The sequence below is a fragment of the Ensifer sp. M14 genome (assembly GCF_003355565.1).
Lineage (GTDB): Bacteria > Pseudomonadota > Alphaproteobacteria > Rhizobiales > Rhizobiaceae > Ensifer.
Genome location: NZ_QJNR01000004.1, coordinates 3,051,333 through 3,076,512, shown reverse-complemented (window position 1 = coordinate 3,076,512; position 25,180 = coordinate 3,051,333). Strand labels below are relative to the sequence as shown.

General features: G+C 58.8%; 27 protein-coding genes and 3 tRNA genes. 21 read left to right on the top strand and 9 right to left on the bottom strand.

Translation table 11 applies throughout. The features are described from left to right. Nucleotides 1-68 precede the first annotated feature (68 nt). Together BLJAPNOD_RS14870 and BLJAPNOD_RS14865 are read right to left on the bottom strand one after the other, a co-directional pair. Nucleotides 69-1,445 (bottom strand): YcbK family protein, encoded by a 1,377-nt coding sequence (locus BLJAPNOD_RS14870; RefSeq protein ID WP_115420356.1) that lies wholly within the window; start codon nt 1,443-1,445, stop codon nt 69-71. Nucleotides 1,446-1,848: 403 nt separating this feature from the next. Next, on the bottom strand, nt 1,849-2,289 hold the full coding sequence (locus tag BLJAPNOD_RS14865; protein WP_077498238.1) for a VOC family protein: 441 nt from the start codon (nt 2,287-2,289) through the stop codon (nt 1,849-1,851). 197 nt (nt 2,290-2,486) lie between these two features. Here BLJAPNOD_RS14865 and BLJAPNOD_RS14860 point away from each other — a divergent pair, with 197 nt between their 5' ends. From BLJAPNOD_RS14860 to BLJAPNOD_RS14850, 3 genes are all read left to right on the top strand, one after another. Continuing rightward, on the top strand, nt 2,487-3,065 hold the full coding sequence (locus tag BLJAPNOD_RS14860) for a cold-shock protein (RefSeq protein ID WP_077498237.1): 579 nt from the start codon (nt 2,487-2,489) through the stop codon (nt 3,063-3,065). After that, on the top strand, nt 3,065-3,547 hold the full coding sequence (locus tag BLJAPNOD_RS14855; protein ID WP_115420355.1) for a DUF192 domain-containing protein: 483 nt from the start codon (nt 3,065-3,067) through the stop codon (nt 3,545-3,547). Before BLJAPNOD_RS14860 ends, BLJAPNOD_RS14855 begins: the two co-directional genes overlap by 1 nt. 169 nt (nt 3,548-3,716) lie before the next feature. After that, entirely contained in the window at nt 3,717-4,364 is a 648-nt protein-coding gene (locus BLJAPNOD_RS14850) for an outer membrane protein (RefSeq protein ID WP_115420354.1), read from the top strand. 212 nt (nt 4,365-4,576) lie between these two features. On the opposite strand, the gene BLJAPNOD_RS14840 is transcribed toward BLJAPNOD_RS14850, so the two are convergent. Both BLJAPNOD_RS14840 and BLJAPNOD_RS14835 read right to left on the bottom strand, forming a co-directional pair. Then, entirely contained in the window at nt 4,577-5,203 is a 627-nt protein-coding gene (locus BLJAPNOD_RS14840; protein ID WP_115420352.1) for a DUF1062 domain-containing protein, read from the bottom strand. Between the two features lie 400 nt (nt 5,204-5,603). Beyond that, entirely contained in the window at nt 5,604-6,677 is a 1,074-nt protein-coding gene (locus BLJAPNOD_RS14835; protein ID WP_115420351.1) for a D-alanine--D-alanine ligase family protein, read from the bottom strand. A 496-nt stretch (nt 6,678-7,173) separates the two neighbouring features. Here BLJAPNOD_RS14835 and BLJAPNOD_RS14825 point away from each other — a divergent pair, with 496 nt between their 5' ends. Further along, nucleotides 7,174-7,470 (top strand): hypothetical protein, encoded by a 297-nt coding sequence (locus BLJAPNOD_RS14825; RefSeq protein ID WP_077498230.1) that lies wholly within the window; start codon nt 7,174-7,176, stop codon nt 7,468-7,470. 151 nt (nt 7,471-7,621) lie between these two features. On the opposite strand, the gene BLJAPNOD_RS14820 is transcribed toward BLJAPNOD_RS14825, so the two are convergent. The 3 genes from BLJAPNOD_RS14820 to BLJAPNOD_RS14810 form a co-directional block, all read right to left on the bottom strand. Then, nucleotides 7,622-7,698 (bottom strand) — tRNA-Arg (locus BLJAPNOD_RS14820). Nucleotides 7,699-7,735: 37 nt separating this feature from the next. Continuing rightward, nucleotides 7,736-8,041 (bottom strand): ETC complex I subunit, encoded by a 306-nt coding sequence (locus BLJAPNOD_RS14815; RefSeq protein WP_077505795.1) that lies wholly within the window; start codon nt 8,039-8,041, stop codon nt 7,736-7,738. A gap of 282 nt (nt 8,042-8,323) precedes the next feature. Further along, nucleotides 8,324-8,400: transfer RNA gene (locus tag BLJAPNOD_RS14810), tRNA-Pro, on the bottom strand. Nucleotides 8,401-8,620: 220 nt separating this feature from the next. On the opposite strand from BLJAPNOD_RS14810, the gene BLJAPNOD_RS14805 reads away from it, so the two are divergent. Next, nucleotides 8,621-9,802: a GGDEF domain-containing protein gene (locus tag BLJAPNOD_RS14805; protein ID WP_115420349.1), complete on the top strand. Its 1,182-nt coding sequence runs from the start codon at nt 8,621-8,623 to the stop codon at nt 9,800-9,802. Between the two features lie 280 nt (nt 9,803-10,082). Next, the gene (locus BLJAPNOD_RS14800) at nt 10,083-11,087 is read left to right on the top strand and encodes a GlxA family transcriptional regulator (protein WP_115420348.1); all 1,005 of its coding nucleotides are present in this window, start codon (nt 10,083-10,085) and stop codon (nt 11,085-11,087) included. 76 nt (nt 11,088-11,163) lie between these two features. Here the strand turns inward: BLJAPNOD_RS14800 and BLJAPNOD_RS14795 are convergent, their stop codons facing one another. Next, a complete protein-coding gene (locus BLJAPNOD_RS14795; protein WP_077505789.1) occupies nt 11,164-11,418 on the bottom strand; it encodes a glycine zipper domain-containing protein in 255 nt (84 codons plus the stop codon). A 718-nt stretch (nt 11,419-12,136) separates the two neighbouring features. Here BLJAPNOD_RS14795 and BLJAPNOD_RS14790 point away from each other — a divergent pair. The 9 genes from BLJAPNOD_RS14790 (at nt 12,137) to BLJAPNOD_RS14755 (ending at nt 19,444) form a co-directional block, all read left to right on the top strand. Continuing rightward, nucleotides 12,137-13,417, top strand: a complete 1,281-nt coding sequence (locus tag BLJAPNOD_RS14790) for a tyrosine-type recombinase/integrase (RefSeq protein WP_115420347.1) — start codon at nt 12,137-12,139, stop codon at nt 13,415-13,417. Further along, entirely contained in the window at nt 13,417-13,809 is a 393-nt protein-coding gene (locus BLJAPNOD_RS14785) for a hypothetical protein (RefSeq protein WP_115420346.1), read from the top strand. Before BLJAPNOD_RS14790 ends, BLJAPNOD_RS14785 begins: the two co-directional genes overlap by 1 nt. Nucleotides 13,810-13,884: 75 nt before the next feature. Continuing rightward, complete coding sequence (locus BLJAPNOD_RS14780) at nt 13,885-14,103, top strand: helix-turn-helix domain-containing protein (RefSeq protein ID WP_244610942.1); 219 nt, start codon at nt 13,885-13,887, stop codon at nt 14,101-14,103. A gap of 163 nt (nt 14,104-14,266) precedes the next feature. Beyond that, complete coding sequence (locus tag BLJAPNOD_RS14775) at nt 14,267-14,449, top strand: hypothetical protein (protein ID WP_115420344.1); 183 nt, start codon at nt 14,267-14,269, stop codon at nt 14,447-14,449. Further along, entirely contained in the window at nt 14,446-14,991 is a 546-nt protein-coding gene (locus tag BLJAPNOD_RS14770; RefSeq protein ID WP_115420343.1) for a hypothetical protein, read from the top strand. The genes BLJAPNOD_RS14775 and BLJAPNOD_RS14770 overlap by 4 nt, the downstream gene beginning before the upstream one ends. A 1-nt stretch (nt 14,992) precedes the next feature. Next, complete coding sequence (locus tag BLJAPNOD_RS35395) at nt 14,993-15,268, top strand: hypothetical protein (protein ID WP_113568745.1); 276 nt, start codon at nt 14,993-14,995, stop codon at nt 15,266-15,268. Beyond that, the gene (locus tag BLJAPNOD_RS14765; protein ID WP_158556128.1) at nt 15,246-17,759 is read left to right on the top strand and encodes a DUF3987 domain-containing protein; all 2,514 of its coding nucleotides are present in this window, start codon (nt 15,246-15,248) and stop codon (nt 17,757-17,759) included. The genes BLJAPNOD_RS35395 and BLJAPNOD_RS14765 overlap by 23 nt, the downstream gene beginning before the upstream one ends. Before the next feature lie 186 nt (nt 17,760-17,945). Then, nucleotides 17,946-18,407: a hypothetical protein gene (locus BLJAPNOD_RS14760; RefSeq protein WP_115420341.1), complete on the top strand. Its 462-nt coding sequence runs from the start codon at nt 17,946-17,948 to the stop codon at nt 18,405-18,407. 29 nt (nt 18,408-18,436) lie between these two features. Then, nucleotides 18,437-19,444, top strand: a complete 1,008-nt coding sequence (locus BLJAPNOD_RS14755) for a hypothetical protein (protein WP_115420340.1) — start codon at nt 18,437-18,439, stop codon at nt 19,442-19,444. A gap of 112 nt (nt 19,445-19,556) precedes the next feature. Here the strand turns inward: BLJAPNOD_RS14755 and BLJAPNOD_RS35630 are convergent, their stop codons facing one another. After that, on the bottom strand, nt 19,557-19,712 hold the full coding sequence (locus tag BLJAPNOD_RS35630) for a hypothetical protein (RefSeq protein WP_176354716.1): 156 nt from the start codon (nt 19,710-19,712) through the stop codon (nt 19,557-19,559). Between the two features lie 1,044 nt (nt 19,713-20,756). Here BLJAPNOD_RS35630 and BLJAPNOD_RS14745 point away from each other — a divergent pair. The 6 genes from BLJAPNOD_RS14745 to BLJAPNOD_RS14720 all read left to right on the top strand — a co-directional run bounded on the left by BLJAPNOD_RS14745 (nt 20,757) and on the right by BLJAPNOD_RS14720 (nt 25,143). Beyond that, nucleotides 20,757-20,832: transfer RNA gene (locus tag BLJAPNOD_RS14745), tRNA-Met, on the top strand. After that, entirely contained in the window at nt 20,784-21,119 is a 336-nt protein-coding gene (locus BLJAPNOD_RS35985; protein ID WP_343215818.1) for an HNH endonuclease signature motif containing protein, read from the top strand. The genes BLJAPNOD_RS14745 and BLJAPNOD_RS35985 overlap by 49 nt, the downstream gene beginning before the upstream one ends. Before the next feature lie 91 nt (nt 21,120-21,210). Next, on the top strand, nt 21,211-21,675 hold the full coding sequence (locus tag BLJAPNOD_RS14735) for a terminase small subunit (RefSeq protein WP_115420337.1): 465 nt from the start codon (nt 21,211-21,213) through the stop codon (nt 21,673-21,675). An 8-nt stretch (nt 21,676-21,683) separates the two neighbouring features. Continuing rightward, entirely contained in the window at nt 21,684-23,276 is a 1,593-nt protein-coding gene (locus BLJAPNOD_RS14730) for a terminase TerL endonuclease subunit (RefSeq protein WP_115420336.1), read from the top strand. Continuing rightward, entirely contained in the window at nt 23,276-24,544 is a 1,269-nt protein-coding gene (locus BLJAPNOD_RS14725) for a phage portal protein (RefSeq protein WP_115420335.1), read from the top strand. The genes BLJAPNOD_RS14730 and BLJAPNOD_RS14725 overlap by 1 nt, the downstream gene beginning before the upstream one ends. After that, the gene (locus BLJAPNOD_RS14720) at nt 24,541-25,143 is read left to right on the top strand and encodes an HK97 family phage prohead protease (protein WP_115420334.1); all 603 of its coding nucleotides are present in this window, start codon (nt 24,541-24,543) and stop codon (nt 25,141-25,143) included. Before BLJAPNOD_RS14725 ends, BLJAPNOD_RS14720 begins: the two co-directional genes overlap by 4 nt. Nucleotides 25,144-25,180: the final 37 nt, after the last annotated feature.

Genomic DNA, 25,180 nt, shown 5'->3' with positions numbered 1-25,180 from the left:
AAAAAATGCACAGGTTGGGAAAGATACAGAGCGCCTGTGGATTAGCTCATGGAAACAAAGGCTTGCGTTCAGCCCTTGCCGCGGCGGCAGCGCCAGTTCCAGTCGCGCTGGGCGCCAATGTCGATATGGACCGATTCCGTATGACAGTAGGTGCCGACACCGCCGCGCCCGGGAATGCTGCGCAGGAAATCGGCCAATTCCCATTTGCTGACGCCCTGGACCTGAATGTCGGCGGCTTCGCAGCGCGTATGCAGCGATTGCTTGGCGCGGTTGACCTTGATCGGGCGCAGGCCCGACGTCACCATGACTTGGCGGCCGTAATGCGTTTCGACCTGCTTCAGCATCTGCATCAGCTCGGGCTTGAAACAGCCCGCATCTACCTTTTCGGTCTGCAGAATAAGGCCGCTTGGCGCCAGTCGAGCAAGACCGGAAAGCGATGCGACCTGAACCGGAGCGTCCTCTTCGTCGGCGGCATGGTCTTCATGCGCGACGCTGAACAGTGGGCTCATCTTGACGCCGGGCAGGCTGCTATAGGCAAGCGAGGCCATCTGCGGCTGGCTGGCATTGCTCGTGGTGATGGTCTTCTTTTCGGCCGGCAGGGCTGCGCGCGCCGCCTCCTGCTGCTGCTTTTCTTTGCGCTTCCCAGCAAAGAGGCTCGCAAGCGTCCAAGCCTTGGGAACCTCCTTCTTATCGCTTTCGCTGGTCTTGTTGTCTGGCGGTATTGTCGCGGCCTGAGCCAGGTCGGTTGACGGCTGTGCCTGCTCTGCGGCTTGCACCGGCTGCAGCACGCGCGACGTCTTGCCGCCGATGGCTGCCTGCGCGCTCAAAGGCAGCGGCACCGAGGCGGGAAGGGTGGCTCCTTCCGGGACGGCGTAAGCCATCACGGTCGTATCGGAGGGCGCACCGTTGGTCTCGTTCAGGGCGCCCTGCTTGGGTTGGATGATCGGTTGGGGTTGTGGTTGCAGCTGTGCGGGGCTGGTGCCGAAAAGACTGTTCGTCGTCGCGTTCACGGTCGGCTGGGCGGTGCCTGTCGCCGGGATCGAGCCTGTCGCTTGCGGCTGCGTGCCCACAGTTGCGGCTTGTGCACCAGCTGCCGGAGCCTGTCCGTAGATGCTGGAGGAGGCTGCTCGCAAGCCCGTGCTCTGCATGGCCAGCGGTCCGCCCTGCTGGGCGGGATCTTGCCCTGGCGCGAGGGCGCCATTGGCTTGTCCTGCCTGCGGATTGCTGCCGGCGGCCGACACCTGGGCGTCGCGAACCGCTGCCCCGGCCTGGGTCGAATCGGCGACCTGCAGCGATTCCTGCGTTTGCTCGACCGTCAGCGCATTTGCCGCTTCGCTGTCCGCGACCGCAGAAACGCAGCCGCCCAGGGCGAGCAGTGAAACGGTTATCGCGGCTGCGCGGCTGATAGACGACAGCAGCGCCCTCTTGGTTTCCCGATATTGCAACGTCCTATCCCCGCTCTCCGTGCATGATCGGTGAGATCGTCACCTTTCCATGCATTAAGTCTCAGTTCCGAAACATCGCTCAGAACAAACAAACACGAATTTCGCGCAGCGGCCCAAACGGATCGCTGCGGGAAGGATTAGGCCAAATACAGTCTAGGGGGCATTGCCACGAGACATCGCGGATAGGACCCCGTATCAACGTTTCGCGCGGAAAGTTACTGAACGATACGTGATTTGTAAACTGGCGCTAACCTTGAGCCCACATGCGCCCAGCATGCGAAGGCCCGGTGTCGGTGCCGGGCCTCGGATCATTCATCATTTCCTGGGATCCGCGACTCGACTGTGCGAAGCCGGAATTGCCGGCTGCAGACATCAAACATCGGCGGCTAAAATTGTGCGAGGCTTACCAGGCGCCGGTATTGGCCATGGAGGCCCAGGGCTCCTGCGCTGGCAGGTTGTCGCCCTTCTGCAGGATTTCGATCGAAATGCCGTCGGGCGAGCGCACAAAGGCCATGTGGCCGTCGCGCGGCGGGCGGTTGATGGTCACGCCGTTGTCCATCAGGTGCTGGCAAAAGCCATAGATGTCGTCCACCTCATAAGCCAGGTGACCGAAGTTGCGCCCGCCTGTATAATCCTCGCTATCCCAATTGTAGGTGAGCTCGAGGCACGGGGACAATTCGCCCTTTGCCCGGTCCAGATCGCCGGGAGCGGCCAGGAAGACGAGCGTAAATCGGCCCTTTTCGTTCTCATAGCGACGGATTTCGCTGAGGCCGAAGAGTGTGCAGTAGAATTTCAAGGCCTCGTCCAGATTTTTGACGCGAACCATCGTGTGCAGATAACGCATTGCAATGTCCCTGTTTCGAAGAAGATGGCGTATACTTATCTGCCAGCAAGCCAGAGGCAAGGCTGCGTCCGTACATTTGACCTGGGCCAAAATACGCCGAGGGTCTTGCGCATCAGCGGCGGGACGATGTTATTCTGGTCAATAAGAATCAGTTAACCGTAGTCAGTAGTCGCGCGTAAACGAGGGGCTGGGAGAGAATGGCGGATAGGACATCTTCAAAAGACGTCATGCAGGATGACGACTTTGGCAGCGACGCCCTCGACCTCGTCGAAATCACCGGCGTGATCAAATGGTTCGATGTCGCAAAGGGCTTCGGCTTCATCGTGCCTGACAACGGCATGCAGGACGTGCTGGTGCATGTGACCTGTCTCAGGCGAGACGGTTATCAGACGGTGCTGGAAGGCGCCCGGGTCGTGGCGCTCATCCAGAAGCGCGACCGTGGCTATCAGGCCTTCCGCATTCTTTCGATGGATCAGTCGACGGCCATCCATCCCTCGCAGCTGCCGCCGATCAGGACCCACGTGCAGGTCACGCCGACGAGCGGCCTTGAGCGTGTCCTGGTCAAGTGGTTCAACCGGACCAAGGGCTTCGGCTTCCTGACGCGCGGTGAGGGCACGGAGGATATCTTCGTTCACATGGAAACGCTTCGTCGCTTCGGCCTGACGGAGCTGCGCCCCGGGCAGGTGGTTCTGGTGCGCTTCGGCGACGGCGAAAAGGGCTTGATGGCGGCCGAGATCCATCCAGACGGCCCAACGCCGACGAGCCGCTCGCACTAATGACGATGGCTCGAACCTTTTCTGCAAGAAGCGCCGCCATGGCGCTTTTTTTGTCGCTTGTCCTGTTTGCCGTTGCCGCACTTGCGGACGTAGCGTTCACGACCGACCGGATGCGGTTGCTGACAGCCGACAACAAGAGCCACGAGTTGACGGTCGAACTTGCCATCGACGCGGACCAGCGGGAGCAGGGGCTGATGTTTCGCCGGTCGATGGCGCCCGATCACGGGATGCTGTTTGATTTCGGCGAAACGCGCCGTGTCATGATGTGGATGAAAAACACGCATCTGGCCCTCGACATGTTGTTTGCCGACAAGACCGGCGTTGTTCGCACGGTCCATGAGAATGCGGTGCCATTCTCCGAGGCGATCATCGATTCGCGCGAGCCGGTAGCGTTCGTGCTGGAACTCAACGCCGGCACGATCAAGCGTCTGGGCATCAAACCTGGCGATCGGCTGGAAGGCGCTCGAATCGGCGGCAATTGATCCACCGGAGAGCAAGGTTCCGACACTATCAGGTTCGCCGGTTCCAAGGACCTTTAATGGCCTGATTTGGAAGCGCATTTCATTATTCTTGCGCTTCGGCGAGCCTTTTCGGCAGACGCGCCCTACATATGTTGGTAATCTTTCTGTCGGACCAACAGGAGCATCTGTGATGATCAGGCCTGTGCTTGTTGCAATCTTTGCTGCTGCCGCTTTTGCGCCCGCTGCATCGGCCGCCGATCTGACCGAAAATCTCGAGCCAGCGCCGCTGGTGGAAGCGGCCCCCACTTTCGTGTGGACCGGCGGGTATGTCGGTTTGCAAGGTGGCGGCGGCTGGCTCAACGGTGATTTCAGTGCGGCGGGTACAAGCGCTTCGCAGGATTTCAACGGCGGCCTTCTCGGCGCATTTGCCGGTTTCAATTATCAGCAAGGCGATTGGGTCTACGGCATCGAGGGTGATGTCAGCTATAATTGGAACGACAAGACCTTCGATATCTTCGGCGCCGCACCGGACGTGGGAACCGATGTGTCCGGTTCCGTCCGCGGTCGTCTCGGCTACACCGTCAATGACAAGGCGTTGCTCTATGCCACGGGTGGCTGGGCGATTACGCGCGGCTTCGTCGATGTGCCCGGGGCGTCAAAGGAAAAGGAAACCTTCAACGGCTGGACGATCGGCGCCGGCGTCGACTACGCCTTCACCGACAGCCTGTTTGGCCGGGCTGAGTACCGATACAACGACTACGGCGACAAGGACATCGGCGGCTTCAACGTCGACCTCGACCAGCATCAATTCACGGTCGGCATCGGCGTGAAGTTCTGAAGAGTCCCGCTGCATGTTTCCTTAGATCGTACGCGGTTTATGGATAAAGACATGCGGCAATTTAAAACGCGACAGCAACCTTTGCGCGCCTGACAAGACGCGCGGCGCTGCAGACGGAAGGAAGGCCCCGATGGCTTCGGAGCCCTCTTCGTGATGGTGACATCCACACCACTCGCGCGCAGGCCGCCGCCGACGCCTCACGCAATCCCTGGCTAAGGTCCGGCGCGGCTGAGGATCGCATTGCGATCAGCTTCGCTTGCAAGATCGATGGTGACGCGCATTTCGTCCTTCACCGGCCGTCGCAATGCGTTCTTGCCCGATGGTGTCGTGGAAATGCGCCCGACCTGTTCAAGCATGGCGATCCGTTTGCGTGACAGGCCGAGTTCCATCGAGAGCAGCCTCTCCGTTCTGAGCATTGTTTTCATTTCCAGGTTGAGAGCGATCTCCAGGTGCTGGGCTGGTTCGACTGCTGCCTTCAGAATCGTCTTTTGCAAACGGACCTCGGCGAATTCTTCGACACGCCCCGCATCCCGGCGCAATCCGTCGATATCGAAGGCGACTTTCTCGATCCAGCCGTGATCGTTGTTCTGCAACGCGTGCAGCGTCGCCTGATCGATATCGCTGACATGTCGACGCTCGAAGATCGGACGGTTCCAGGTGCTGTCGCAACTGCTGCAGCGATAGATCAGCCAGGCGTCCAACCGCCGGCCATTGGCATTGAGCCGCGTCTTGCCGCTCGTCGCAAACGGCCGTGTCGTTCGGCAGCGATTGCAGGCGAGCCAGGGGCGTGGCGCGATTTTCGGCGTGATGGTCCATTGGACCAGGAATGTGTGAGACATGTCGTCTGGTTCTTCCGATTGGAAGTCCATCAAGACGACGGTTTGAGCACCCGTTCAGGGGACGCGGTCTGGCAGCGTTTTGGTGATGGTTCGATCCGCACGAAGAATCATGCGGCGACAGGTCGGCAATGCCATTCCGGTCTCGAACCGTCACCTCGACGAACGCATTGAAATGCGATCCGACAGCGATGATCGCTATCGGGTGTGCGTGGTGAAACAAGCGAGACCGGGGTTTACAAAGGCAAAGCAGAACTCCAGGAAAGACAACGCAATTTGCTGCGCAACCCTCCTAGCCGAATATCTTTGCTACGGGAAGTAGCAGTCGCAAAAAGGTCGCGTTTTCGGATTTCGGCCTTGAGTGCGACGCGTTACGCCATGCGATGCTGAAGCCTGAAAATGGCTAGTGAGCCGCCTTGGCTCTCGCCAATCCGTGCTCGATCATCAGGCCGATAAGCTCAGGATAGGATATACCGCTTGCGGCCATCGCCTTCGGGTACATGCTGATATCGGTAAAGCCCGGCATGGTGTTGACCTCGTTGATCACCGCGCTCATATCAGCACGAACAAAAAAGTCGACGCGAGCCAGCCCTTCGCAGCCAAGCGCGATGAACGCTTTTTCGGCCATATCCTGCAAGCGTTGCGTTACCTCATCTGGCAAAACGGCCGGCACGCTGATCGCGGCGCCATCTTCATCGATGTATTTTGCCGCGTAGGTGTAAAAACCGTGGCTGGCATTGGCTGCGATCTCGCCCGGGACGGAAACCATCAAGGCTCCGTCCGGCCTTTCGAGCACGGCACACTCGATTTCGCGTGCCTTTACGAACTCCTCGATCAGAACCTTCGCATCGAACTTGAAGCCTTCGTCGAGCGCGTCTCGCAGTTCTTCGGCCGAGCGCGCTTTGCTGACCCCGACCGACGACCCCTGCCGCGCAGGTTTGACGAACACCGTCTGTCCGAGCGCCGCCGCTATGTCCTCATAGTCTGGACGTTGGTCGGGCCCGACCGTGATGGAGCGGGCAACCGGCAGCCCTGCTTCGCGCAGCAGTCGCTTGGTCATGTCCTTGTCGATGGCATTCGCCGATCCCAGGATCCCGCAGCCGACCAACGGAATGTTGCAAACCTGCGCGAGACCCTGCACCGACCCATCCTCGCCATGCAATCCGTGCAGGACCGGAAACAGGATATCGATTGCCGGCGGATGAGCAGTCTGCGCAGGCGCGTCGAATGCAAGCATGCGACCGCGCCCGCCGGGAACCAGGCAGACCTTGGTGCCTGAATAGGCGATGGCGGCGGGCAGGGTGCCTTGTATCGTTTCGATCAACAGCCATTGACCGGTCCGGTCGATGAGGATCGGCACCACCTCGTATTTGTTCGGGTCTATGGCCTTCACAACGTTACGCGCCGAAAGAATGGAAACGTCATGCTCTGAGGATTGGCCTCCGAAGAGCACGCCGACACGCAATCTTGAGGTCATGAAAGGTCCTTTCTCGGAGGATGAAACAGTCGCTGAGCTTCGTTGTACCCGACCAATTGCAACCGAATTGAGATGGTTCCAGCCTTGCTCCACGCGCTTTGCGCTCGCCCAAGGGCTTATCCGGCGGTATCGCGTTGAGTTTCGGAAGGCATGTTGCCCCTGAAGCCGGATATCGCCGCGGTCCCTTCAGGCGCCGACGGCCGCCGAGCGCATGGGATCATGGCCTGGCATTGGTCTCGAAGCTGAGACGATGGCGTCAACTGCGAGCCAATTGTTGCGCGCCAACCCGATCAGGGCTTCTGCGGGCTCCTCGGGCGCCCAGTCTGCCGCAGGGACCAAGGCAAAAGACATCAAATTTGCCGCATTGAACCCGCTGATTTGTGGAACGGTTTCAGCGATCAAGCGTTATTCTTGCCAGGCAGCGTAAGCCCGCAGGCAGAGGCTGCCTGTGTCTCTGAGGCGGGGCTGAAACCCCACCGGAGATGGGAGCAACGCCATGAGAATTTCCGCGAAGATGTCATGCGTCGCATTTGTCATCACCTTTGCCGGGACCACGGTGCCGGCTTTTGCCGAGAACGACTATTATGAGCCGGCACCCGGAGGCGTCTATGTTGATCCCATGCCGATGGGCAGCGTGTACGTGGAGCCGGTGCCGATCTACGACGCATACGGTTATGATCGTTCCCCGGCCCTGACCTTGGGTGACGAACGGGAACGCTACACCAACGAGTACATGGGTGGTGGTGGTGGTGATTACTACCAGGGAATCACCCACCCGGCACCAGTTCCCTGAGCGCCCGATCGCTCAGCAAAACATAACGCTAACACCCTCTCCGGGACTATTCGGCTGATTGTCGGGAGTGCAATGGCAAAACGTTCCGTTTCGGGCAAGCACGTCATCCGTACCGTTCTCGAAAAAAAGCGTCTAATTTCAAGGAGGTAAGTGGCGACCCCTGCAGGATTCGAACCTGCGACAACCTGCTTAGAAGGCAGGTGCTCTATCCAACTGAGCTAAGGGGCCGTTGCGGGCAGTGCCCGTCGAAAACGGCTCAAGGACCTCAATGAGTCCAGGGCTGCATCCGGCTGAAACGGAAATTGTCCGGGTAGGACACGGTCTTGCGGGTCGCGTCCTTCGGGGCGATCACGCGGTACTCGATGCCGTTGCGCTCGGCATAGGCGATTGCCTGCTCCGCACTTTCGAAGGTCAGTCGCAGCTGCTGCAACGTATCGCCCGAGCTGGTGTAGCCCATGATCGGGTCGATGGTGCGCGGCTTTTCCTGATCAAACTCCAGCAACCACAGATTCGTCTTGGCTTTGCCAGACTGCATGGCGGTCTTTGCTGGACGATAGATCTTTGCGGACATGGTCTCGAGCGGCTCCGTTATTTCGCTGCTGAAGCGTTTTCCTGCCCCAACATGCGTCATCCCATAGCGCAGAATGATTTAAAACGGAATGACTTTCAGACGGATAAATCTGGCTTTTCGCCCGTATTCTGTCAGCGGCATGCGATGGGACGTTGGCCAGGGGGGCGGCAATGTCATCGCCGCCAGTCACGATCATCGGACAACAAACGTCGAGGGCGCTCCCAGATCGACATATGCCAATGTTGCAGCCGACGAATAAATCAATATTTTCAGGGATTTCGTTGGTCGGAGTGGAGAGATTCGAACTCCCGACCCTCTGGTCCCAAACCAGATGCGCTACCAGACTGCGCTACACTCCGTGCCAACGGCGCCCGAGATACACGCTTCACCCACGCCCTGCAACATGAAATTTCATCCCGGCCGAGCTTACGGGGAAAATGTCACGCGCTTATGGGATGCCCGCGTGGCCAATATGCCGGAAATTCGGGCTTTGGCGCCCGATTTCTCATTTTCATTTAGTAATCCCTAAACTCCATGCGGTAGAGGCCCGGCGACAAACAACCAGTCCGAGCCGGATCTATGACCGCCCAACTTGACCTCGCAACTGTGCTGCTGCTCCACAAATCGTCGTTTCTGGTCGGCGCGCTGTGCTTTCTTTATCTCCGGTGGCAATCGCCCCGGAACGAGGGGCTCGGGATTCTTGCGATCGGGTTTCTTTTTCTCACCTTGGCATCCACACTTGCAGGATACGGCGAGCAAAAGCTGCTGCCGGCTTTTCTGTGGACGCTCTCAAGTTTTACGCTCGGCCTTACCGGCTACGCTCTCTTCTGGATTGGGCTATGCCGGCTCAGTGGACAAAGGCGGCAACGGGCCGATTGGCTGGCACTTGCTATTCCCTTGACGGGAGCGATCGTCGGCTTGATCACGCATTTCCATGTCGTCAACTATGCACGCGCAACCGCCTTCAACACCGGTGCTTTCCTCTTTCTCGCGGACTCCGCCTTCAAAGTCGTCTCGGACCGGAGGGATGAGCCGTTGCCGGTACGGGCAATCTTTGCGGCGTCTCTGGCGGTCGCGGCCGCTCTTTGCCTTGCTGTCGTGGTTGGCCTGCTCAAGCCGGATATGCTGCCGGTCACCACGACCTACGCCTTTTTCCTGCTAATCATCAGCCACTTCGCCATCGCGCTCTTTGCGCTGGTGCTCGTCAAGGAGCGTGCGGAAGCGGCATTGCGGCGGACGGCCGATACGGACATGCTGACGGGGGTCGGAAATCGCCGATGGTTCCTGTCGCAACTGCCACGCTTGGGTTTCGAGGGCGATGCCCTTGCGGTCTTGGACCTCGACTTCTTCAAGCGCATCAATGACCGATTTGGCCACCAGGCAGGTGATAAGGCGCTGATCGCCTTTGCCGAAACGGTGCGCGCAAACCTGCGTTCGACCGATTGTTTCGCCCGGCTCGGAGGCGAAGAGTTCGGGCTCTACCTCCCGAAAACGAGCGAAGTGCAAGCCCAGGCCATAGTCGAACGGCTCCGCCTTGCCATCGAGCAATTGGATATCCGATTCGATGACCGTCGCGTTGCTCTCAGCGTCAGCATCGGCGTTGTCGCCGGCCGCGGCGCCGAACGCAGCTGGGAGGAGCTTTTCAGCATGGCCGATGCCGCACTCTACCAGGCGAAGGATGCCGGCCGTAACTGCGTCGTCGCCTATGCTTCGCCACCGGCGTCGTTTGCGAGGAACATATCAAGCGCACGGGCAGGTTGAGAGCATTGCCAGACGGCACCGATCTGCCTGCCTGTGAGCGTCAGCGCTGCTGCGCCGGGTGGCAGTAACGCCCTCACTCCCGGCCTCGTTCAAGGTCGTGGATAAAAAAACGGGCCGGCGGAAATGCATCCAGCCGGCCCGTTCCGGCAATCTCGCGGAAAGGGGAACGTCTCTGCGCGGGGCTGCAGCGCCGCGCGAAGGGAGATCGATTGCCACCTGATAATGCCTGAATGCGGCTTGCCCAATTGACATTTTACGCCGGAAATTTGACATTTCTCGCATGGATGGCGCAGAGAAAATACAATCTGTGATCGATGTCGTGGTTGTCGTTCTGCCGGAATCGTCAATCATGTCACTGGCTTCTGTGCTCGATCCGATGCGCGCTGCCAATCGGGTCTCAGGCCGCCAGGTCTTTCGCTGGCGGTTGTTGTCCGGGGGCGGCGAGCCAATCACCCTGACGTGTGGCATTCCGATCGCCGTCGACGGCAAGTTCGCCTTGCCGCTTGAAGGCGATGTCCTGCTGGCGATCGGTGGCTTCAACCTCGACAGGCATGTCGGAAGCAGGTTCATCGCGACGCTTCAGGAGTGCGCCCGCCATTTTGACATTGTTGCCGGTATCGAATCGGGCTGCTGGCTGCTCGGCCGCTCGGGCCTCCTCAACGGCCGCAAGGCGACAGCCCACTGGGAAGAGTTGGAGGATTTCAGTCAGGCATTCCCGGCATTGACGGTGCTGGGCGATCGTTTCGTCACCGATGGAAAGTTCTGGACCTCGGGCGGCGCATCACCAACCTTCGACATGATGCTGCATCTCATCACCCAGCGCCTCGGCTCTGCCTTGGCGCTCGATGTCGCCAGCATCTTCGTCTACGACCAGACCCACAGCGCGACGGACGTCCAGCCGGTGGTTTCTCTCGGGCGGATGGAGACCCTTGATCCTGGTCTGGCGGGGGCGATCCGTCTCATGGAGCGCACGCTCGAACGGCCCCTCACGGTTTCCGCGCTTGCACGTCGCCTGTCCGTGTCGCAGCGAAAGCTGGAGGCTCTATTTTCAAAGGGTCTTTCGACCAGCCCCGGCGCCTATTACCTGCGCCTGCGCCTCCAGGTCGCCCATCGGCTTGTGCGTGATTCGGGCAGCCCGATCCGCGAGATCGCGCTGCGCTGCGGCTTCGACAGCCTCTCGGCCTTTTCCCGCGCCTACAGCCGCGAATACGGAGCGAGCCCCTTGAAGATGCGCGGCAGACACCGCGGCGCGGTTGCGATATCGCAACGCGGCGAGGGGATCTGAAGATGGTGAGTGCGCCTGATCCTTCGCTAGCGGTTGCTATGCTTGGAGGTCGCGCAATCGGACACCTGGTCTGCTGTCATCGGCAGCGGGCTTCGTACCGGCGGCCATAGCGATCACGATAGATACAATAGCCTTGGCGGTCCTGGGAACGACCAATCAGGTTTCCCATGAGTCCCCCGGCCACAGCGCCGATAGCCGCACCGCCCCAGCTGTCGCTGACGACACCCCCGATAAGGGCGCCGGTACCGGCGCCGATTACGGTCCCTTTCTCTGTCTGAGTGCAGGACGCGAGGGTCGCAATCATTCCAATCGCAATGATAAGGTTTTTCATGCTTTCATCCCTTTGCTCGATACTAATCTGGACTATCTCGATGGGAGTCTTTGCAATAACGCCACACAACTTAGCATCTACGGAATGCGCTCAATTGTCGATAGTGCGGATTCCTGAAGGGATTCGGCGCGCTGCCGCATGGAGCGAACACGGGAACGTCCGCTGACAGTGTCCGCACTTGCTGGCGCGACGCTGCCGGAGATCTGTGCGGTCACCGGTCACTTCCTGCGGGTGCGCATATCATCCTGAAACATCATCTCGCAGGTTGGTGTTGATAGCGGTAGGGCCGAGAGCAGCGAGCCGTCCGGCGCAAAGATCGCTTGCGTGTGAAGGTCGGACGCGAGCGACGAAATCCTTGCGCATCCCCGTGTCGACGGAATGCAAAACTTCTCAGGCAAGATTATTTCGGAAGGGCTCGGCCTGTTCGCTCATCCGACAAAGGATTGAGTGTCGGATACGCTTTTAAGATCGGGCAGGAAAGCCAAAAAATTCAAAAAACCCAACGAAAACAAGAATTTTAGTGGTGAGCGCGCAGGGATTCGAACCCTGGACCTACTGATTAAAAGTCAGTTGCTCATATTTGCCGTAAGTTTCCGTCTGTGTCAATAAACCTTTATTTTCCGGTACTTTGTCGCTATATATACTCCTTGAATGTCACGGCGTTTCGCAGTCTTTCAATGCACGGTGGCGACTCGGTGGCGACTCATAGGGGTGTATTTTGCCGACGATCAAACTGACGCGTAAAGCTGTTGCTGCAATTGAACCGGGCGAGAAGCCCGCTACCTACTTCGATGAGACAGTAAAGGGATTTGGCCTGAAGGTCATGCCGACAGGCGCACGATCGTGGATCTTAGAATATCGGCCAGGGGCGGGTGGCCGTGGCGTGGCGAAAAAGAGATTAAAGCTTGGCTCCCCAGCGACGATGTCACCTGAAGAGGCTAGGGATGAGGCGATCCGTACGTTGGCTCGTGTGACGCTAGGGGGTGATCCTGCTGGGGCCAGATCTGACGAGCGCTCCTCGCCGACTTTGTCTGAAGTGGTCGACGCGTACATGCGAGATCATGTGGAGACCAAGCGCAAGCCCAAGACCCAGAAGGAGTATCAAATTATCGTGAACCGGCACATCAAGCCGGTGTTGGGCAGCATGCGCGCGTCATCGATCGTGGCTGCTGATGTCGCGCGGCTACAGGCCCACATTACCCGCGGCAAATCCAACGCAGGCAACGGCGGCAGGACGATGGCAAATCGGGCGCTGGCTGTTCTGTCAGCGGCTTTCAATTGGGCTCAGAGTATGGGTCTGGTCCCGGAAGGGCACAATCCCACCAAACGCATTGAACGATTCAAGGAAAACCGGAAGGAGCGCTTCCTAACCAACGCTGAACTCTCGGCATTTGGTGATGCGCTGGTCGAGGCAGAGACGATCGGTCTGTTGTATGAGATCGATGAAAACAAGCCGAAGGCGAAACATGCGGCGAAGCCGGAGAACCGGCGAACTGTTTACGGGCCGCACCTAGTTGCAGCGTTTCGCCTATTGCTCCTGACCGGCGCACGGAAAAGTGAGATCCTCAAACTGAAGTGGAGCGAGGTTGATTTGCAGCGGGGTGTGCTGCTCTTGCCAGACTCAAAGACGGGGCGGAAGACTGTGGTTCTATCTACGCCGGCGCTTGCCATTCTTGAAGGACTGCCAAGGGTAGGAGTGTTCGTAATCGCAGGCGATACGGCCGGGACTAAAGAAGAGAAACCTAGAGCGGACCTCAGCAAGCCTTGGGCGGCACTTCTAAAACGCGCTGGTCTTGAAGATGTCCGGTTGCATGATCTTCGGCACTCGTTTGCTAGCATTGGTGTTGGCGGAAGCCTTGGCTTGCCAATCATCGGCAAACTGCTGGGGCACTCACAAGCAGCAACGACCGCGCGATATTCGCACCTGGATGTCGACCCGCTAAAGAAGGCGGTGGATACGATCGGCGACAAGATTACCTCAGCGATGGGACGGAAGTGATGGCGAAGCTACCGGAGGGCTTTAGCCTGCAGGCCATGCCGATCGAGGCAGCATTGGCCGAGGGCCGCGATGAGGACGCCAAGCAGGTGATATTCGAGATACTGTCGAGTGGAACGGCCGACCGCGTAACCCAACGGCTGGCCGCAGAGATGTTGAAGCCGCCGAAGAGAAAACGTGGGCGTCGAAAAGAGCTGCCAAAACACTGGTATTTGATCGCTACCCGTTACCTGGACTTGCAATCACAAGGCGTGAAATATGATGACTTGATCGAGACCCTTGAGAAGGAGTTTCGGTTCTCTGAGAGGCATATCCTGAATGCTCTCGCGGAGTACAGATCCGCCAAGGCAGCTCACGATGAGGCAACGCAGGCGTACCACGACGACCGCACTTAATAGCGATTTGATTGCCGTGATCTAAATGTAAAGCCGTCCTACAACTGGCATCAACCTGAAACAAAGGAGATGCCAGTGAAGAACATCCGCGTAAAAGAAGCCGCCACCTATGTCGGCCTCTCCAAGAGTTCTCTCGATAAACTCCGCTGCTTCGGCGGCGGACCGCGATACTTTAAGCTTGGCCGCTCGGTCGTTTACGCTGTTGCCGACCTCGATGCTTGGATGTCCGAACGCTCGCGCTCGTCAACATGGGGCGAGAACGATAATCGGCTGCTGCAACAGTCCGCAGCATGATCCTCAATCAAATTACTGGAATCGCAGAGCGCTTTCACTAAATCGCCTTCTGCATCCCTTGACGCTTTTCGAGCGTCCACGGTTAATAATACCACTCGACCACTTCACAATTCACCATCACCAGCCGACCGGCGTCTTCGCCGGCGAGAGGAGACCTGCGCCTATGGATCTGCATGCTCTGAAATTCGAGAAGGCCAGCGACAACTGGAAGCTTTTATCCGTCGACCGAGTGACCGCAGCCGAAATCCAACCAGACGACGCTCGCATTTTTGTTGCGCGTGAATGCGACATCGATTGGGTCTCGGCTGCCGTGGAAGCCTCGCTGAACAAGGAGGGCGGCCGATGAGCAAGGCTGAAACACGTCCTGTTCGCGGATACGGCTTGATGCTTTACAGCGACGGCAATCGAGAAGTCTGCGGGTTCCTCGACGGCTCTCCGGTTCTTGTTCCTGCCCGCGTCGAACGTGATGGGAGTAGGCGCCGCTTTCGCTTCTCCGAGGGCGCCCATCTGCTTCGCAATCTGGGCGATGTTTTCTGCCCAGACGTGGCAATTGCAGGCTTCGTTCGCGAGGCGATCAACGAGAAGCTCGAACGTGACCGCGAAGCTGCGAACGCTTTCCGCATCACTGGCACAAAGGTTTCGAGGCGTAATCGATATCTCTTCGTGCGTGTCGACGTGTTCATTCTTAAGACAGGTGAATCCAACGACTTCACCTTCGTCCTTGAGGCGCCCAGCCTTGAAGTGCAGGAGGACGGCCAGCGCGAGTTCGGCGAATTGGTGGAGGCGGTCGGACTGACAGAAGTTGAAGACAGCGACGAACTCCTAGGCCGAACGGCGACGTTTGAGCGTTATGGCGACGTCGTCACCTTCAAGAGCTGGGTCGCCTGAAATGCAGGTGCTCAACCTCAAACCCGCTGCCAATTCGGGCGGCGGGGCGATGAAGCTCATCGCGCAGTTCGATCTCGTGCTCTCGGATGATGTTCGTGTCTACGGCCTGAAACTCATGCAAACGCCAAGTGGCCAGCACATCGTGTCCGCGCCGAATGGCAACGGAGGCAGACGCCTCGCCACATTCTCGCCGACGCTGGCGACAGCGATCACCCAAGCCGCAATTTGCGAAATCAAGGGGCATGATACCGCCGATGGCACCACTTCCAAAAACTGAACCGACTACCACCCCGTCTTTCGATGAGCCGGCGATCCGCGAGCACGTCGAGATGCTGCACCGCTTGGCTCACGGAATGAATGGCAAGTTCGTGGTTTCGACCTTCTTCGCCAATCCGACAGGCGAAGATAAGGCCGGAGGCATCATCAGCCACCACCCCGTCAGTGACGTGGAAGGCATGGTAGACGCCATCATGGCGCACGCTTCTACACCCAATGCCAACTGCTACGTATGCCCGAACCTGATGCGGACGTCGCTCGAGCGCGGCAAAAAGGGCGCAGAGGCGGACGTCCTTGCTGTGTTGGCACTGGTTGCCGACCTTGACGATGATACCGGCCGATCAGGTACCATGCCGATCGAGCCCAGCTACGTCGTTGAGAGCTCGCCCGGCAATTACCAGTGCTTTCTGCTGTTGGATCGACCACTGACGTCCGACGAGGCGAAGCCGCTTGCGAAGGCCCTGAAACACGCTGCCAATGCAGATCACTGCACCGTCGACCTGTCGCACGTCTGGCGGGTGCCTGGTGGCTTGAATTGGCCAAACGCGAAGAAGCTCGCACGCGGTCGTCCGCCTGAACCGGCCGCGGTCGCAATCGCCGAGGCGTGGGATGGTTCGCTAATTGACGTTGATGAACTTCGGACCACGCTGGCCCCCTGGTCCGGCAAGGAAAGCGGTTCTGGACAGTTGGTGACACTCGGTGAGTTGCCGTCGGTCAGTGACATCGAGATCTCCGAAACAGCGGCTGCGATGCTTGCAGCCGACGACGTTGGCGACAGGAGCGAGCACGCCGCGCGCATCGTCGAACAGTTGGCGTTCGATGGCTTGACCGCTGAGCAAGCTTGTTCGGCCTTCTTGGCGGCCCCCGGTAACTGGTTCCGGCGTTACGACACCAAGGATCCGGTCAAGGACTTTGAACGTATGTGGCCGAAATTCGGAGCTCCGCATGCCGAGGAGCGCGAAGCGGCAAGTCGGGTTTCTTCTAGCCTGATGGCTAAGTTCGCCACAAAGAACCAGTTTCCCGCGGCTGCCAACGACAACGTGCCGGCTGCTGTGGAATCTCCGCGTCCTGTTGATCCATGGGCACAGCGGAAGCACCCTTCGTTACCGACCGGCCTGCTACCGAAGATCATCGAGGAGTACGCCGCTTCGCAGGCGGAGATTATGGGGGTAGACGCTGGCGGGATCGCTGCTGCTGCCTTGGCGGTTTGTGCGGCGGCTATTCCGGACACGATCACCCTGCGCGTCAAGCGACACGACGATTGGGAGGAATCTGCGCGACTATGGGTGGCGTTGATCGGCAATCCGAGTGCTAAGAAGTCTCCCATCATCAGCGCTGCGACAAGGCCGCTGCGAGCAATCGACGACGACATGGTGCGCAAGTACCTCGATGAAAAGAGGGCGTACGACGCGCTCGACAAGGCCGGCAAGAGCGATAAGTCGGCACCAAGGCAGATACGCGTCCGCATAGAGGATGTGACCGTGGAGGCGGCGCAGGAGGTTTTGCGGGATAGCCGCAACGGCGTGCTTTTGATCCGCGACGAGCTGTCAGGCTGGTTTGGCTCGATGGAGAAGTATGGATCTAGCAAGGGCGCGGCTGCAGATCGGAGCTTCTGGCTGCAAGCGTTCAACGGCGGAAGTTATAGCGTCAATCGTGTCGGGCGGGGCGTCGTTGCTATCGACAATCTTTCGGTATCCATGCTGGGAGGCATTCAGCCCGAACCTATTAGGCGCATTGCTGCGGATGCGGCTGACGATGGCTTATTGCAGCGACTTTTCCCGATTTGTCTCGGTCAGTCTTCCGTCGGGCTCGACGTCCCGCCGTCAGCAGCTGTTGGGCAATATTCTGGTCTCGTGCGTCGGCTTCATGAGCTGCAGCGCCCGTTTCAGGGGTCGCAAAAGGAAGTGCCGTTGAAGTTCGACGGTGCGGCCCAAGACCTTCGCCAGGAACTATCAGAGCGTCATCACGAGATGCAGGGATCTTGGGAAATTCTCAATAAGAAACTTGCTGCGCACATTGGCAAGTTTGACGGCCTGTTCGCCCGTCTCTGTGTTGTGTTCCACTGTATAGAATCGTCGTCGCCGCGTCCGTCGTCCGTCATCACACATGACACCGCAAAACGTGCCGCTGACTTTTTACACGATTTCTTGTTTCCGCATTCGCTCGCCTTCTACCAGAACGTTCTCGGCTTGTCGGATCGCCACGACGCCGTGTTGGCAACGGCAGGATGGATTCTCGCCCATCAGCCCCAGAAGATTACCGTACGCGACGTGCGCCGCGGCGATCGCACAATGCGGGAAATGGACGTTGACCAGGCCGAGGAGGTGCTTCGCAAACTTGACGCTATGTCATGGGTCGAGCCCTTGCAGTCCCTACGTCGAGACTCGGTGACGTACGCTGTTAATCCGGCAGTGTTTGAGGACTTCGCGCAGCGAGCCGAAAAGGAGAAGGCTCGGCGGGAGCGGGTGCGGGACCTGATCGCGTCTTCATAGCGCGCCAGTGGCACCAAGTGTCCCTTGCGCGCGCAGCAACACGACAGAAATCAATCTCTTTTTCATATCCCACCGCCCTGTTGGTACCGCGCGTACACAAGGGCCAGTTGGGGACACTTTAAAACTCGGAAGGAGGAACAACTTGCGTTTCCCATCAGCAGCAGAATCAATCCAGGGAGCGAACTCGTGAACGTCGCTTCCTTCTTAATGCGGAACCCGCGCCAAAAACGCGAGGATCTCGGCGACTACGTTCTCCGCGTAGTTCTTGAATCTCTTCAGCAGAAAGACGCGAGGGTCAGGGCAGAGTTGGTCGATGAGGCTCTATCGTTCTATCGGGGACGGATCGTCGATAGCGTGGAGGAGGCCGCCGAAGAGAGAGCTGGCTCTGAAAAGCGCAGATTGGAAGCGCAACTGGCTGAGCTGAAGGCCAAACATCAGACGCTCGGAGCCACGCATCAGCGCCTCGTTACTTCCTATCCCATGTCAGTGCCCGTGCGTGAGGCAGAGGAGGCCAGGCTGGGTGCCTACCGGTTGGCTCGGGAGAGGGCGGCCCTTCTGGCGGAATATCCACCAGGCACACCAACCATGATGTCTGAGGACATCCGCGAGAAAGTCAAAGATCCAAAACCCAAGTGGGCAAAGTCATGAGCGTCAGCCAGAATAAAGGAGATTGCGACTTGAACAAAGCAGCACAAAAGCCGGTGATTCACCGAGACCTGTCGAAATTATCCGAGCTCTTGGCCGCAGGTCGCCAGGTCGCCGCAAACGACAACGAACCACAGCGAAAGAAGAGGCCCTACCGCCATCGCGGCACGCTGCCAGCGCTGCGTTGGCTTTTCGACAATCATCCGGACCTCGCACCTGCGCTGGCGTCTGCGCTGCCAAAACCGGATACGAACTGGTCACCAGACGCCATCGACAACGATCAAAAGATCCGACCGACCATCGGCGAGTTGCTGAAGGCGGCCAGTGACGCATTTCGCGTCTATGTCCGAGACGGCGCTCGCCACGTCGGAGCCGGGCTGGCGATGGAGATGGACGATGACATCGAGCACATAACCTTCGGCTCGATGAAGTTCCGCGACGGCCGATTGGTCGAATGGGCGCGAACAAAAAAAGGCCACAAGCTGGGGCCGGTGGATCGCATCGCGGTCGGGGAAAGCGAAAATACGCATGGGAATCCCGAGCGCTACCTCAAGACAAAAGCGACCGCTCAATCTCCGATGCACGCTTCGTCGTTGCCACGTAACGTGTCTGACCGGCCGGTGCTGCCGCCCATGTTCGACCCGCAAGCGGGTGTCGAAGCAAACCGGGAGCTTCTCCGTAGCCTTGGTGTCGATGGATCCGTTAAGTTCGACGATCTTCCGATTACGGCGACCAAATGCGAGACAGCAGTCGCCAAAGGCGCTGCATTTTTAGGAGGAGTGTCGCGCCCTAGCGGAAATTCTTCTGCTGGCGCGCAGCCCTGGGAAGCGCCAGAGGAGGCAAAAGGCGAAGTCGTCGAGGTTATCGAAGAAGTGGCGGCCCGAGGCACGTTGAAATCGATCGGTCTGCGACTTGGCTATTCGGAGAACTACGCCGACAGGGCGGGGAAGGCGGCGCTGGTCGAGGCGGCTCGAGTGCTTGCCGCCGCAAACGACAATAAAAAATATGAGGCAAATGTGCCAAATCGTGCAGGGTTGTGAGGTATATATACAGAAGACATTGAAGGCCGCGCGAGGCGGCCTTCTTTCATTGTGGCGCCGAATTTGAGCGGACGGTTCACCTCGCTATCAATGCCGGGACTGCCACATACTCTTACGCCGCAATCCGCCGAGCCGCCTTGTCGGCGTTCTTTCGGTCGTCTCCGTATTGGTCGAGGATCGTCTGCGCGTCCTCGATTTCAATTCGGTGCTTCTTTGCAAAAGCCTTGACGTCGTTAAGAGGCGTTGCCGCCGTTGTTTTTTCGCTCAAATCAATCTCCTGGAAAAGGTCGCGCGCATTACAAGCCCATTGAGGGTGCGCTGCCGACTGGATCCATATGTGGGGATTGGATGACCGGATGTCCAGAGCACAGCGGCTCGTCAATCGTTACCCCATCTCCGCAGCGCGCCTCCTCTGGCGACGGGTGATCGTGCGCCGGGCTCCCTTAAGTGGTTGAGCCCTTCCTTGTTGTGCAAAAATACAAGGCAGCAAACGATAACTACTTGATTGAGCGTAGGAAAATCGCATGACCGCCGCTAACCCGCATCCAAGTCCCCTATAACGGGGAAGCTGTTTTACACTCAGGCCCACTTCGGTGGGCCTTTTTCTTGAGACCTATGCGTCTCCCCGGTTTCATTGCCGGGTAACTATTGCCGCAGCGCGCCTCCTCTCGCGACGTGGCAATCGTGCGGCAGGTCGAGGTCCGGAAGATAAACCGGGTGCCTCCCTGCCGCTTTTCGTTTTCACAAGCTATCGGGTGGTTGGCGCCAGCACTCCGGGTTACGACCCCGGGTTAGAAGTCGAACGAAAGTTGTCGAGGCCAGGACCTCACATGCGCACAGACGTTTTCCAGACGACCGAACCGCATGCGGACGTACGCTCGAACTTTGACCAACTTAGACGCAAACACGTTCATGTTTGTTCTCCCATCGTAGGTGGATGGAGTCCACCGCTCTAGGGCGAAATGCCCTTGCTCCGTACGAGTTCAGATGGGTTTGTTGGCGCCAACCACTGGTAGATTAATTCAAGATTCTTCGCGCTGTCTACGGGAGATTTGCAATGTGGGGTTTGGCCTTAAGCATAAAGCCCAGCGAATGGCGTTTCGGCGCGTGTGATGCCATCGAGGACGATGGCCGCATTGTTGGGCGATGGTACTGCCTCGGCCCAGTCGCGGTCACCTACGACTACAGCTAAGCCGGGCTCCCTTCGGGTCGAGGTAGCCGCTTTTGCTTTTTTATGATGCCCGCCCCTTTGGGGTTTAGTGTTCTGCCGAGCTAATTAATGGCAGCGACGATCGCTATCGGTAGTCAATCATGCAGGTTAGAGAAGTGGTCATCTCGCTTGGCTCATAACCAGAAGATCGCAGGTTCGAATCCTGCACCTGCAACCAAGACCCCATGGAGCCGCCTGTATGACACTGCGCTGTGGAAGCGGCTGCGTCGCCATCAGTTGGCGCGTGAGCCACTGTGCCGCTTCTGCCTTGTTGTTGAGGATGTGACCGAGGCAACGGTCGTCGACCACATGCGCCCTCACAAGGGCAATGTTGAGTTGTTCTACGACCCTGGCAATCTGCAGAGCCTATGCAAGCCATGTCACGACGGCTTCAAGCAACGCATCGACCGAGGCGCGAGAGTCGCGATCACAGGCGTCGATGGCTACCCCATCGAGATCGGGTAGGGGGCGTTGATCGGTCTGGGCCGATCCGGCCGCCTACCGGTGGCCTCCAAGAGCGATAGCGCTAATACAGAATTTTCTATGAGGAGCGGTCATGGCCAAGAGAAAGGCGCGCATCGATAGCGCGGCCGAAGCCGTCCGCGTGATGGCCAAGGCGACCACCGAGATCGAACCGCCGGCGAACGTGCCGCTGGATGCAGAAGACCTGCCGTTCTTCCGGAACGTGATCGCTGAATACGCGCGGTCGGAATGGTCTTCACACCAACTGGAGCTCGCAGCGATGCTGGCCAGGACGATGGCGGATCTGACGCGCGAGCAGAAGTTGCTGCGCGATGAGGGCGGCGTCGCATATTCCGAGAAGGGTACGCCGGTCGCGAACCCTCGAAAATCAATTGTGCAGATGCACGCCAGTTCGATCTTGTCGTTTCGACGGTCTCTGTCGCTTCACGCACGCGCGCAAGCGGGCGAGGCGAGGGATGTGGCCAAGCGGCGGGAAGCCGCAAAGGATATCGAAAGCGATAACCCCTTGGATGACTATTTGCTGGCGCGACCCGGTTAGCGAAGTAAATGGCCAAAAAGCAGAGGACGCGCGGCGAACGTGTTATCGCGTTCATCGAAAGATACTGCCTTGTGCCGGAGGGAACTCTGCTCGGCAAGCCGGTTAGGCTTCTGGCTTTTCAGCGCAAATTCATTCTAGATGTCTACGACAACCCGGCCGGAACCTCTCGAGCGTATCTGTCGATCGCTCGTAAGAACGGCAAGACGGGTCTGATTGCCTGCCTTCTGCTTGCCCACATTGTTGGGCCGGAAGCATACCAGAACGGCCGAATCGTTTCTGGCGCTCGATCGCGAAAACAGGCCGCTGAGGTCTTCAACTACGCCTCCAAGATGATCATGATGTCGCCAGAGCTGACTAAGCTCGCCCGCATCGTGCCGTCTAGCAAGATGATTGTCGGCCTGGCGAAGAACGTCGAATATCAGGCAAGCTCGGCTGAAGCCAAGAGCGCCCACGGCGGCTCGCCCATCCTTGCCATCCTCGACGAGGTCGGCCAGATCAAGGGTCCGACCGACGATTTCGTCGAAGCTATCGAAACGTCGCAGGGTGCCTATGAAGGCAAGGCGATGTTGTTCGCCATCTCGACGCAGGCCGCGACAGACAACGACCTTTTTAGCCGGTGGATCGACGACGCTGAAACGTCGAAGGATCCTCGCATTGTTTCGCACATCTATACCGCGCCAGCGGATTGCGAACTAGACGACCGTGAGGCGTGGGCTGCAGCCAACCCGGCGCTGGGTGTCTTTCGCTCCATCAAGGACGTTGAAGACTTCTCACTGCTGGCCAGCCGCATGCCGACGAAGGAAGCCAGTTTCCGCTGGCTGTTCCTGAATCAGCGCATCGACGCGTCTGCGCCGTTTGTCTCCCCAGCCGTCTGGCGCGCGTGCGACGGCCCTGTCGACGATTTCGATGGCTTGCCCGTCTTCGGCGGGCTCGACCTATCGGAAGTCTCCGACTTAACGTCATTGGTGCTGATGGCGCCAAAGGAAACCGACACCGGCACGATCTGGCATGTAAAGCCGACGTTCTGGCTGCCTGGCGATGCATTGCGCGAGAAGGCCAAGGCCGACCGGGTTCCTTATGACATTTGGCATAGCCAAGAGCTGAACGGGCAGAAACTGCTCGAGACGACACCAGGCCCGACGGTCGATTACGAGTTCGTCGCACATCATCTCCATGGCCTGTTCGATCGGATGGATATTCGCAAGATTGCGTTTGACCGCTGGAACTGGCGCCACCTTAAGCCCTGGCTGCAGAAGGCTGGCTTCACCGAAGACCAGTTGGACGGCGAACAGGCGGTGTTTGAGCCGTTCGGCCAGGGATTTGCTTCTATGTCCCCCGCATTGCGGGATCTGGAAAGCCTGATCTTGAACAAGAAGATTGCTCACGGCGGCCATCCACTTCTGACCATGTGCATGATGAATGCAACTGTAAAGCCGGATCCATCCGGCAACCGGAAGCTCGACAAGCAAAAATCTCGGGGCCGTATCGACGGCGCCGTAGCGCTCGCTCAAGCAGCGGCGATGGCCGGCACCTATGAGGGTGCGGCCGCGTCGAACAGTCCATGGGACGACCCATCCTTTAGCGTCACAAAGGCGGCATAATGGCTATAAAAAATTGGTTTGCCCGCCGAAATGCGGACAACGCGCTGGAAACTCGCGCAAGCATCGAGAATCCCACGGTGCCGGTGAGTGCAGAAAACTTCCTGACCTTCTTCGGTGTTCAGACGGCAAACTTGCCGGCAGTAACCATCGATCGAGCTCTGACGGTGCCGGCGGTCCTGGCCGCTGTGGCGTTCATGTCCCGCACGTTGGCCGCGCTTCCACGGCACGCCTACAGGGACACGAAGACGGGGGCAAAGCGGGTTTCGGGCAGGCTGGAAACGGTGGTCAACAAGGCCCCGAATGAGGCCATGGGCTCTTTCGCATTCTGGCAATGGTTCTGGCAGCAGGTATTCACCGGCGGCCGAGGCCTTGCCTACATCGAACGGACACCTCAGGGCATTGACTCGCTGTGGCCCATGGATCCGTCGAAGACCGTCATCAAGCGCAGCGGCATGCGTGTCGTCTATCAGTTTGGCGCCAGGGATTATGATGCAGCCGACGTGATCGACGTCCCGTTCATGTTGCATTCGGACGGACTGAAGCACTACGGTCCAATCAACCAGGCTGCGAAAGCAATTCAGCTTGCGATCGCGATGAATGACTACGGTTCCAACTTCTTTGCCGGTGGCGGTGTTCCGCCGCTATCGCTTGAAGGACCGCTGCCGGCTGGCGCCGAAGCAATGAGGCGTGCACAAGCCGACATCAAACGCTCGGTTGATGCCGCCAAGAACGCCAACGAGCCAGTGTTCCCAATTCCGGCCGGCTACAAGCTGTCTCCGGTTGGTCTTGACCCGGCCAAGGGTCAGATGATCGAGGCGCGCCGATTCCAAGTGGAAGAGATTGCCAGGAGCTGGCAACTGCCGCCTGTGTTCCTGCAGGATCTGACGCGCGCGACGTTCACTAACGCCGAGCAGCAGGATCTGCATCTGGTCAAGCATCTGATCGGCCAGTGGGCGAAGGCGCTCGAAGATGAAATGAACCTGAAGTTCTTTGGTCGCGATTCCAACGGACGCTGGATTGAGCATGCGCTCGACGGAATCTTACGCGGCGACTTCGTCTCGAGGATGAACGGCTACGGTGTTGCTATCCAGAACGCCATTCGAACGCCTGACGAGATCCGGGCGCTGGAAAATCTTCCGGCAATGGGCGGCGAGGCCGACAAGCTGCATATCCAAGGGGCCACAGTGCCTCTTGGCTCGCAGAATGTCTCGCAGGTAGCGCCGACGCCAGCCAATGACAACAACAACGATGAGGCGGAAGCCGCATGAGTGACTTCGAAAAACGCGGCGGGCTTCACGGCGTTGAGGCTCGCGCTACCGACGAGAAGCGGACGCTCGTGGGCTACGCTGCAATCTTTAATAGCGACACGACAATATCCGACTATTTCGTCGAGCGCATCGCGCCTGGCGCATTTGCCGAAACCATCACCGGGGATATTCGCGCGCTAGTCGACCACGACACCGGCAAGGTGATCGGTAGGACACGTAGCCGGACGCTGCGCTTGTCCGAAGACACCAGGGGGCTGCGCGTCGAGATCGACATTCCGAACAACACTGTCGGAAACGACCTTTGGGTCTCGGTCGAGCGAGGTGACATCAGCGGCATGTCGTTTGGCTTCCGCGTCACCAAGCAGGAATGGGACGAAAGCGGCGATATGCCGGTGCGTACCATCCGCGGGATTGAGCTTTTCGAAGTCAGTGCCGTTGCCTTCCCGGCCTATGACGACACCACTCTAGCGAAGCGCTCCCTAGAGGCGGCACGCACGGACGCCGGCGGCTTGCGAAATGCAGCCGCAGCCGCAAGGCGAGTTGCCGAAAAGCGCGCATCCACGGAACAGAGAATTCGGGGCATCTGGCACGCCTCGTAGTCACCCGGCGTTGCCGGAGGGCAAGGGCGACCAGTCC

Bases quoted from the DNA above. Each gene is read 5' to 3' on its own strand.
- BLJAPNOD_RS14730 (WP_115420336.1), top strand. From the start codon at position 21,684: ATGGCCAAAAAGCAGAGGACGCGCGGCGAACGTGTTATCGCGTTCATC.
- BLJAPNOD_RS14765 (WP_158556128.1), top strand. From the start codon at position 15,246: ATGGCACCACTTCCAAAAACTGAACCGACTACCACCCCGTCTTTCGAT.
- BLJAPNOD_RS14785 (WP_115420346.1), top strand. From the start codon at position 13,417: ATGGCGAAGCTACCGGAGGGCTTTAGCCTGCAGGCCATGCCGATCGAG.
- BLJAPNOD_RS14865 (WP_077498238.1), bottom strand. From the start codon at position 2,289: ATGCGTTATCTGCACACGATGGTTCGCGTCAAAAATCTGGACGAGGCC.
- BLJAPNOD_RS14800 (WP_115420348.1), top strand. From the start codon at position 10,083: ATGGATGGCGCAGAGAAAATACAATCTGTGATCGATGTCGTGGTTGTC.
- BLJAPNOD_RS14850 (WP_115420354.1), top strand. From the start codon at position 3,717: ATGATCAGGCCTGTGCTTGTTGCAATCTTTGCTGCTGCCGCTTTTGCG.
- BLJAPNOD_RS14775 (WP_115420344.1), top strand. From the start codon at position 14,267: ATGGATCTGCATGCTCTGAAATTCGAGAAGGCCAGCGACAACTGGAAG.
- BLJAPNOD_RS14795 (WP_077505789.1), bottom strand. From the start codon at position 11,418: ATGAAAAACCTTATCATTGCGATTGGAATGATTGCGACCCTCGCGTCC.
- BLJAPNOD_RS14825 (WP_077498230.1), top strand. From the start codon at position 7,174: ATGAGAATTTCCGCGAAGATGTCATGCGTCGCATTTGTCATCACCTTT.
- BLJAPNOD_RS35395 (WP_113568745.1), top strand. From the start codon at position 14,993: ATGCAGGTGCTCAACCTCAAACCCGCTGCCAATTCGGGCGGCGGGGCG.
- BLJAPNOD_RS14855 (WP_115420355.1), top strand. From the start codon at position 3,065: ATGACGATGGCTCGAACCTTTTCTGCAAGAAGCGCCGCCATGGCGCTT.
- BLJAPNOD_RS14735 (WP_115420337.1), top strand. From the start codon at position 21,211: ATGGCCAAGAGAAAGGCGCGCATCGATAGCGCGGCCGAAGCCGTCCGC.
- BLJAPNOD_RS14840 (WP_115420352.1), bottom strand. From the start codon at position 5,203: ATGTCTCACACATTCCTGGTCCAATGGACCATCACGCCGAAAATCGCG.
- BLJAPNOD_RS14805 (WP_115420349.1), top strand. From the start codon at position 8,621: ATGACCGCCCAACTTGACCTCGCAACTGTGCTGCTGCTCCACAAATCG.
- BLJAPNOD_RS14725 (WP_115420335.1), top strand. From the start codon at position 23,276: ATGGCTATAAAAAATTGGTTTGCCCGCCGAAATGCGGACAACGCGCTG.
- BLJAPNOD_RS14770 (WP_115420343.1), top strand. From the start codon at position 14,446: ATGAGCAAGGCTGAAACACGTCCTGTTCGCGGATACGGCTTGATGCTT.
- BLJAPNOD_RS14720 (WP_115420334.1), top strand. From the start codon at position 24,541: ATGAGTGACTTCGAAAAACGCGGCGGGCTTCACGGCGTTGAGGCTCGC.
- BLJAPNOD_RS14815 (WP_077505795.1), bottom strand. From the start codon at position 8,041: ATGTCCGCAAAGATCTATCGTCCAGCAAAGACCGCCATGCAGTCTGGC.
- BLJAPNOD_RS14835 (WP_115420351.1), bottom strand. From the start codon at position 6,677: ATGACCTCAAGATTGCGTGTCGGCGTGCTCTTCGGAGGCCAATCCTCA.
- BLJAPNOD_RS14860 (WP_077498237.1), top strand. From the start codon at position 2,487: ATGGCGGATAGGACATCTTCAAAAGACGTCATGCAGGATGACGACTTT.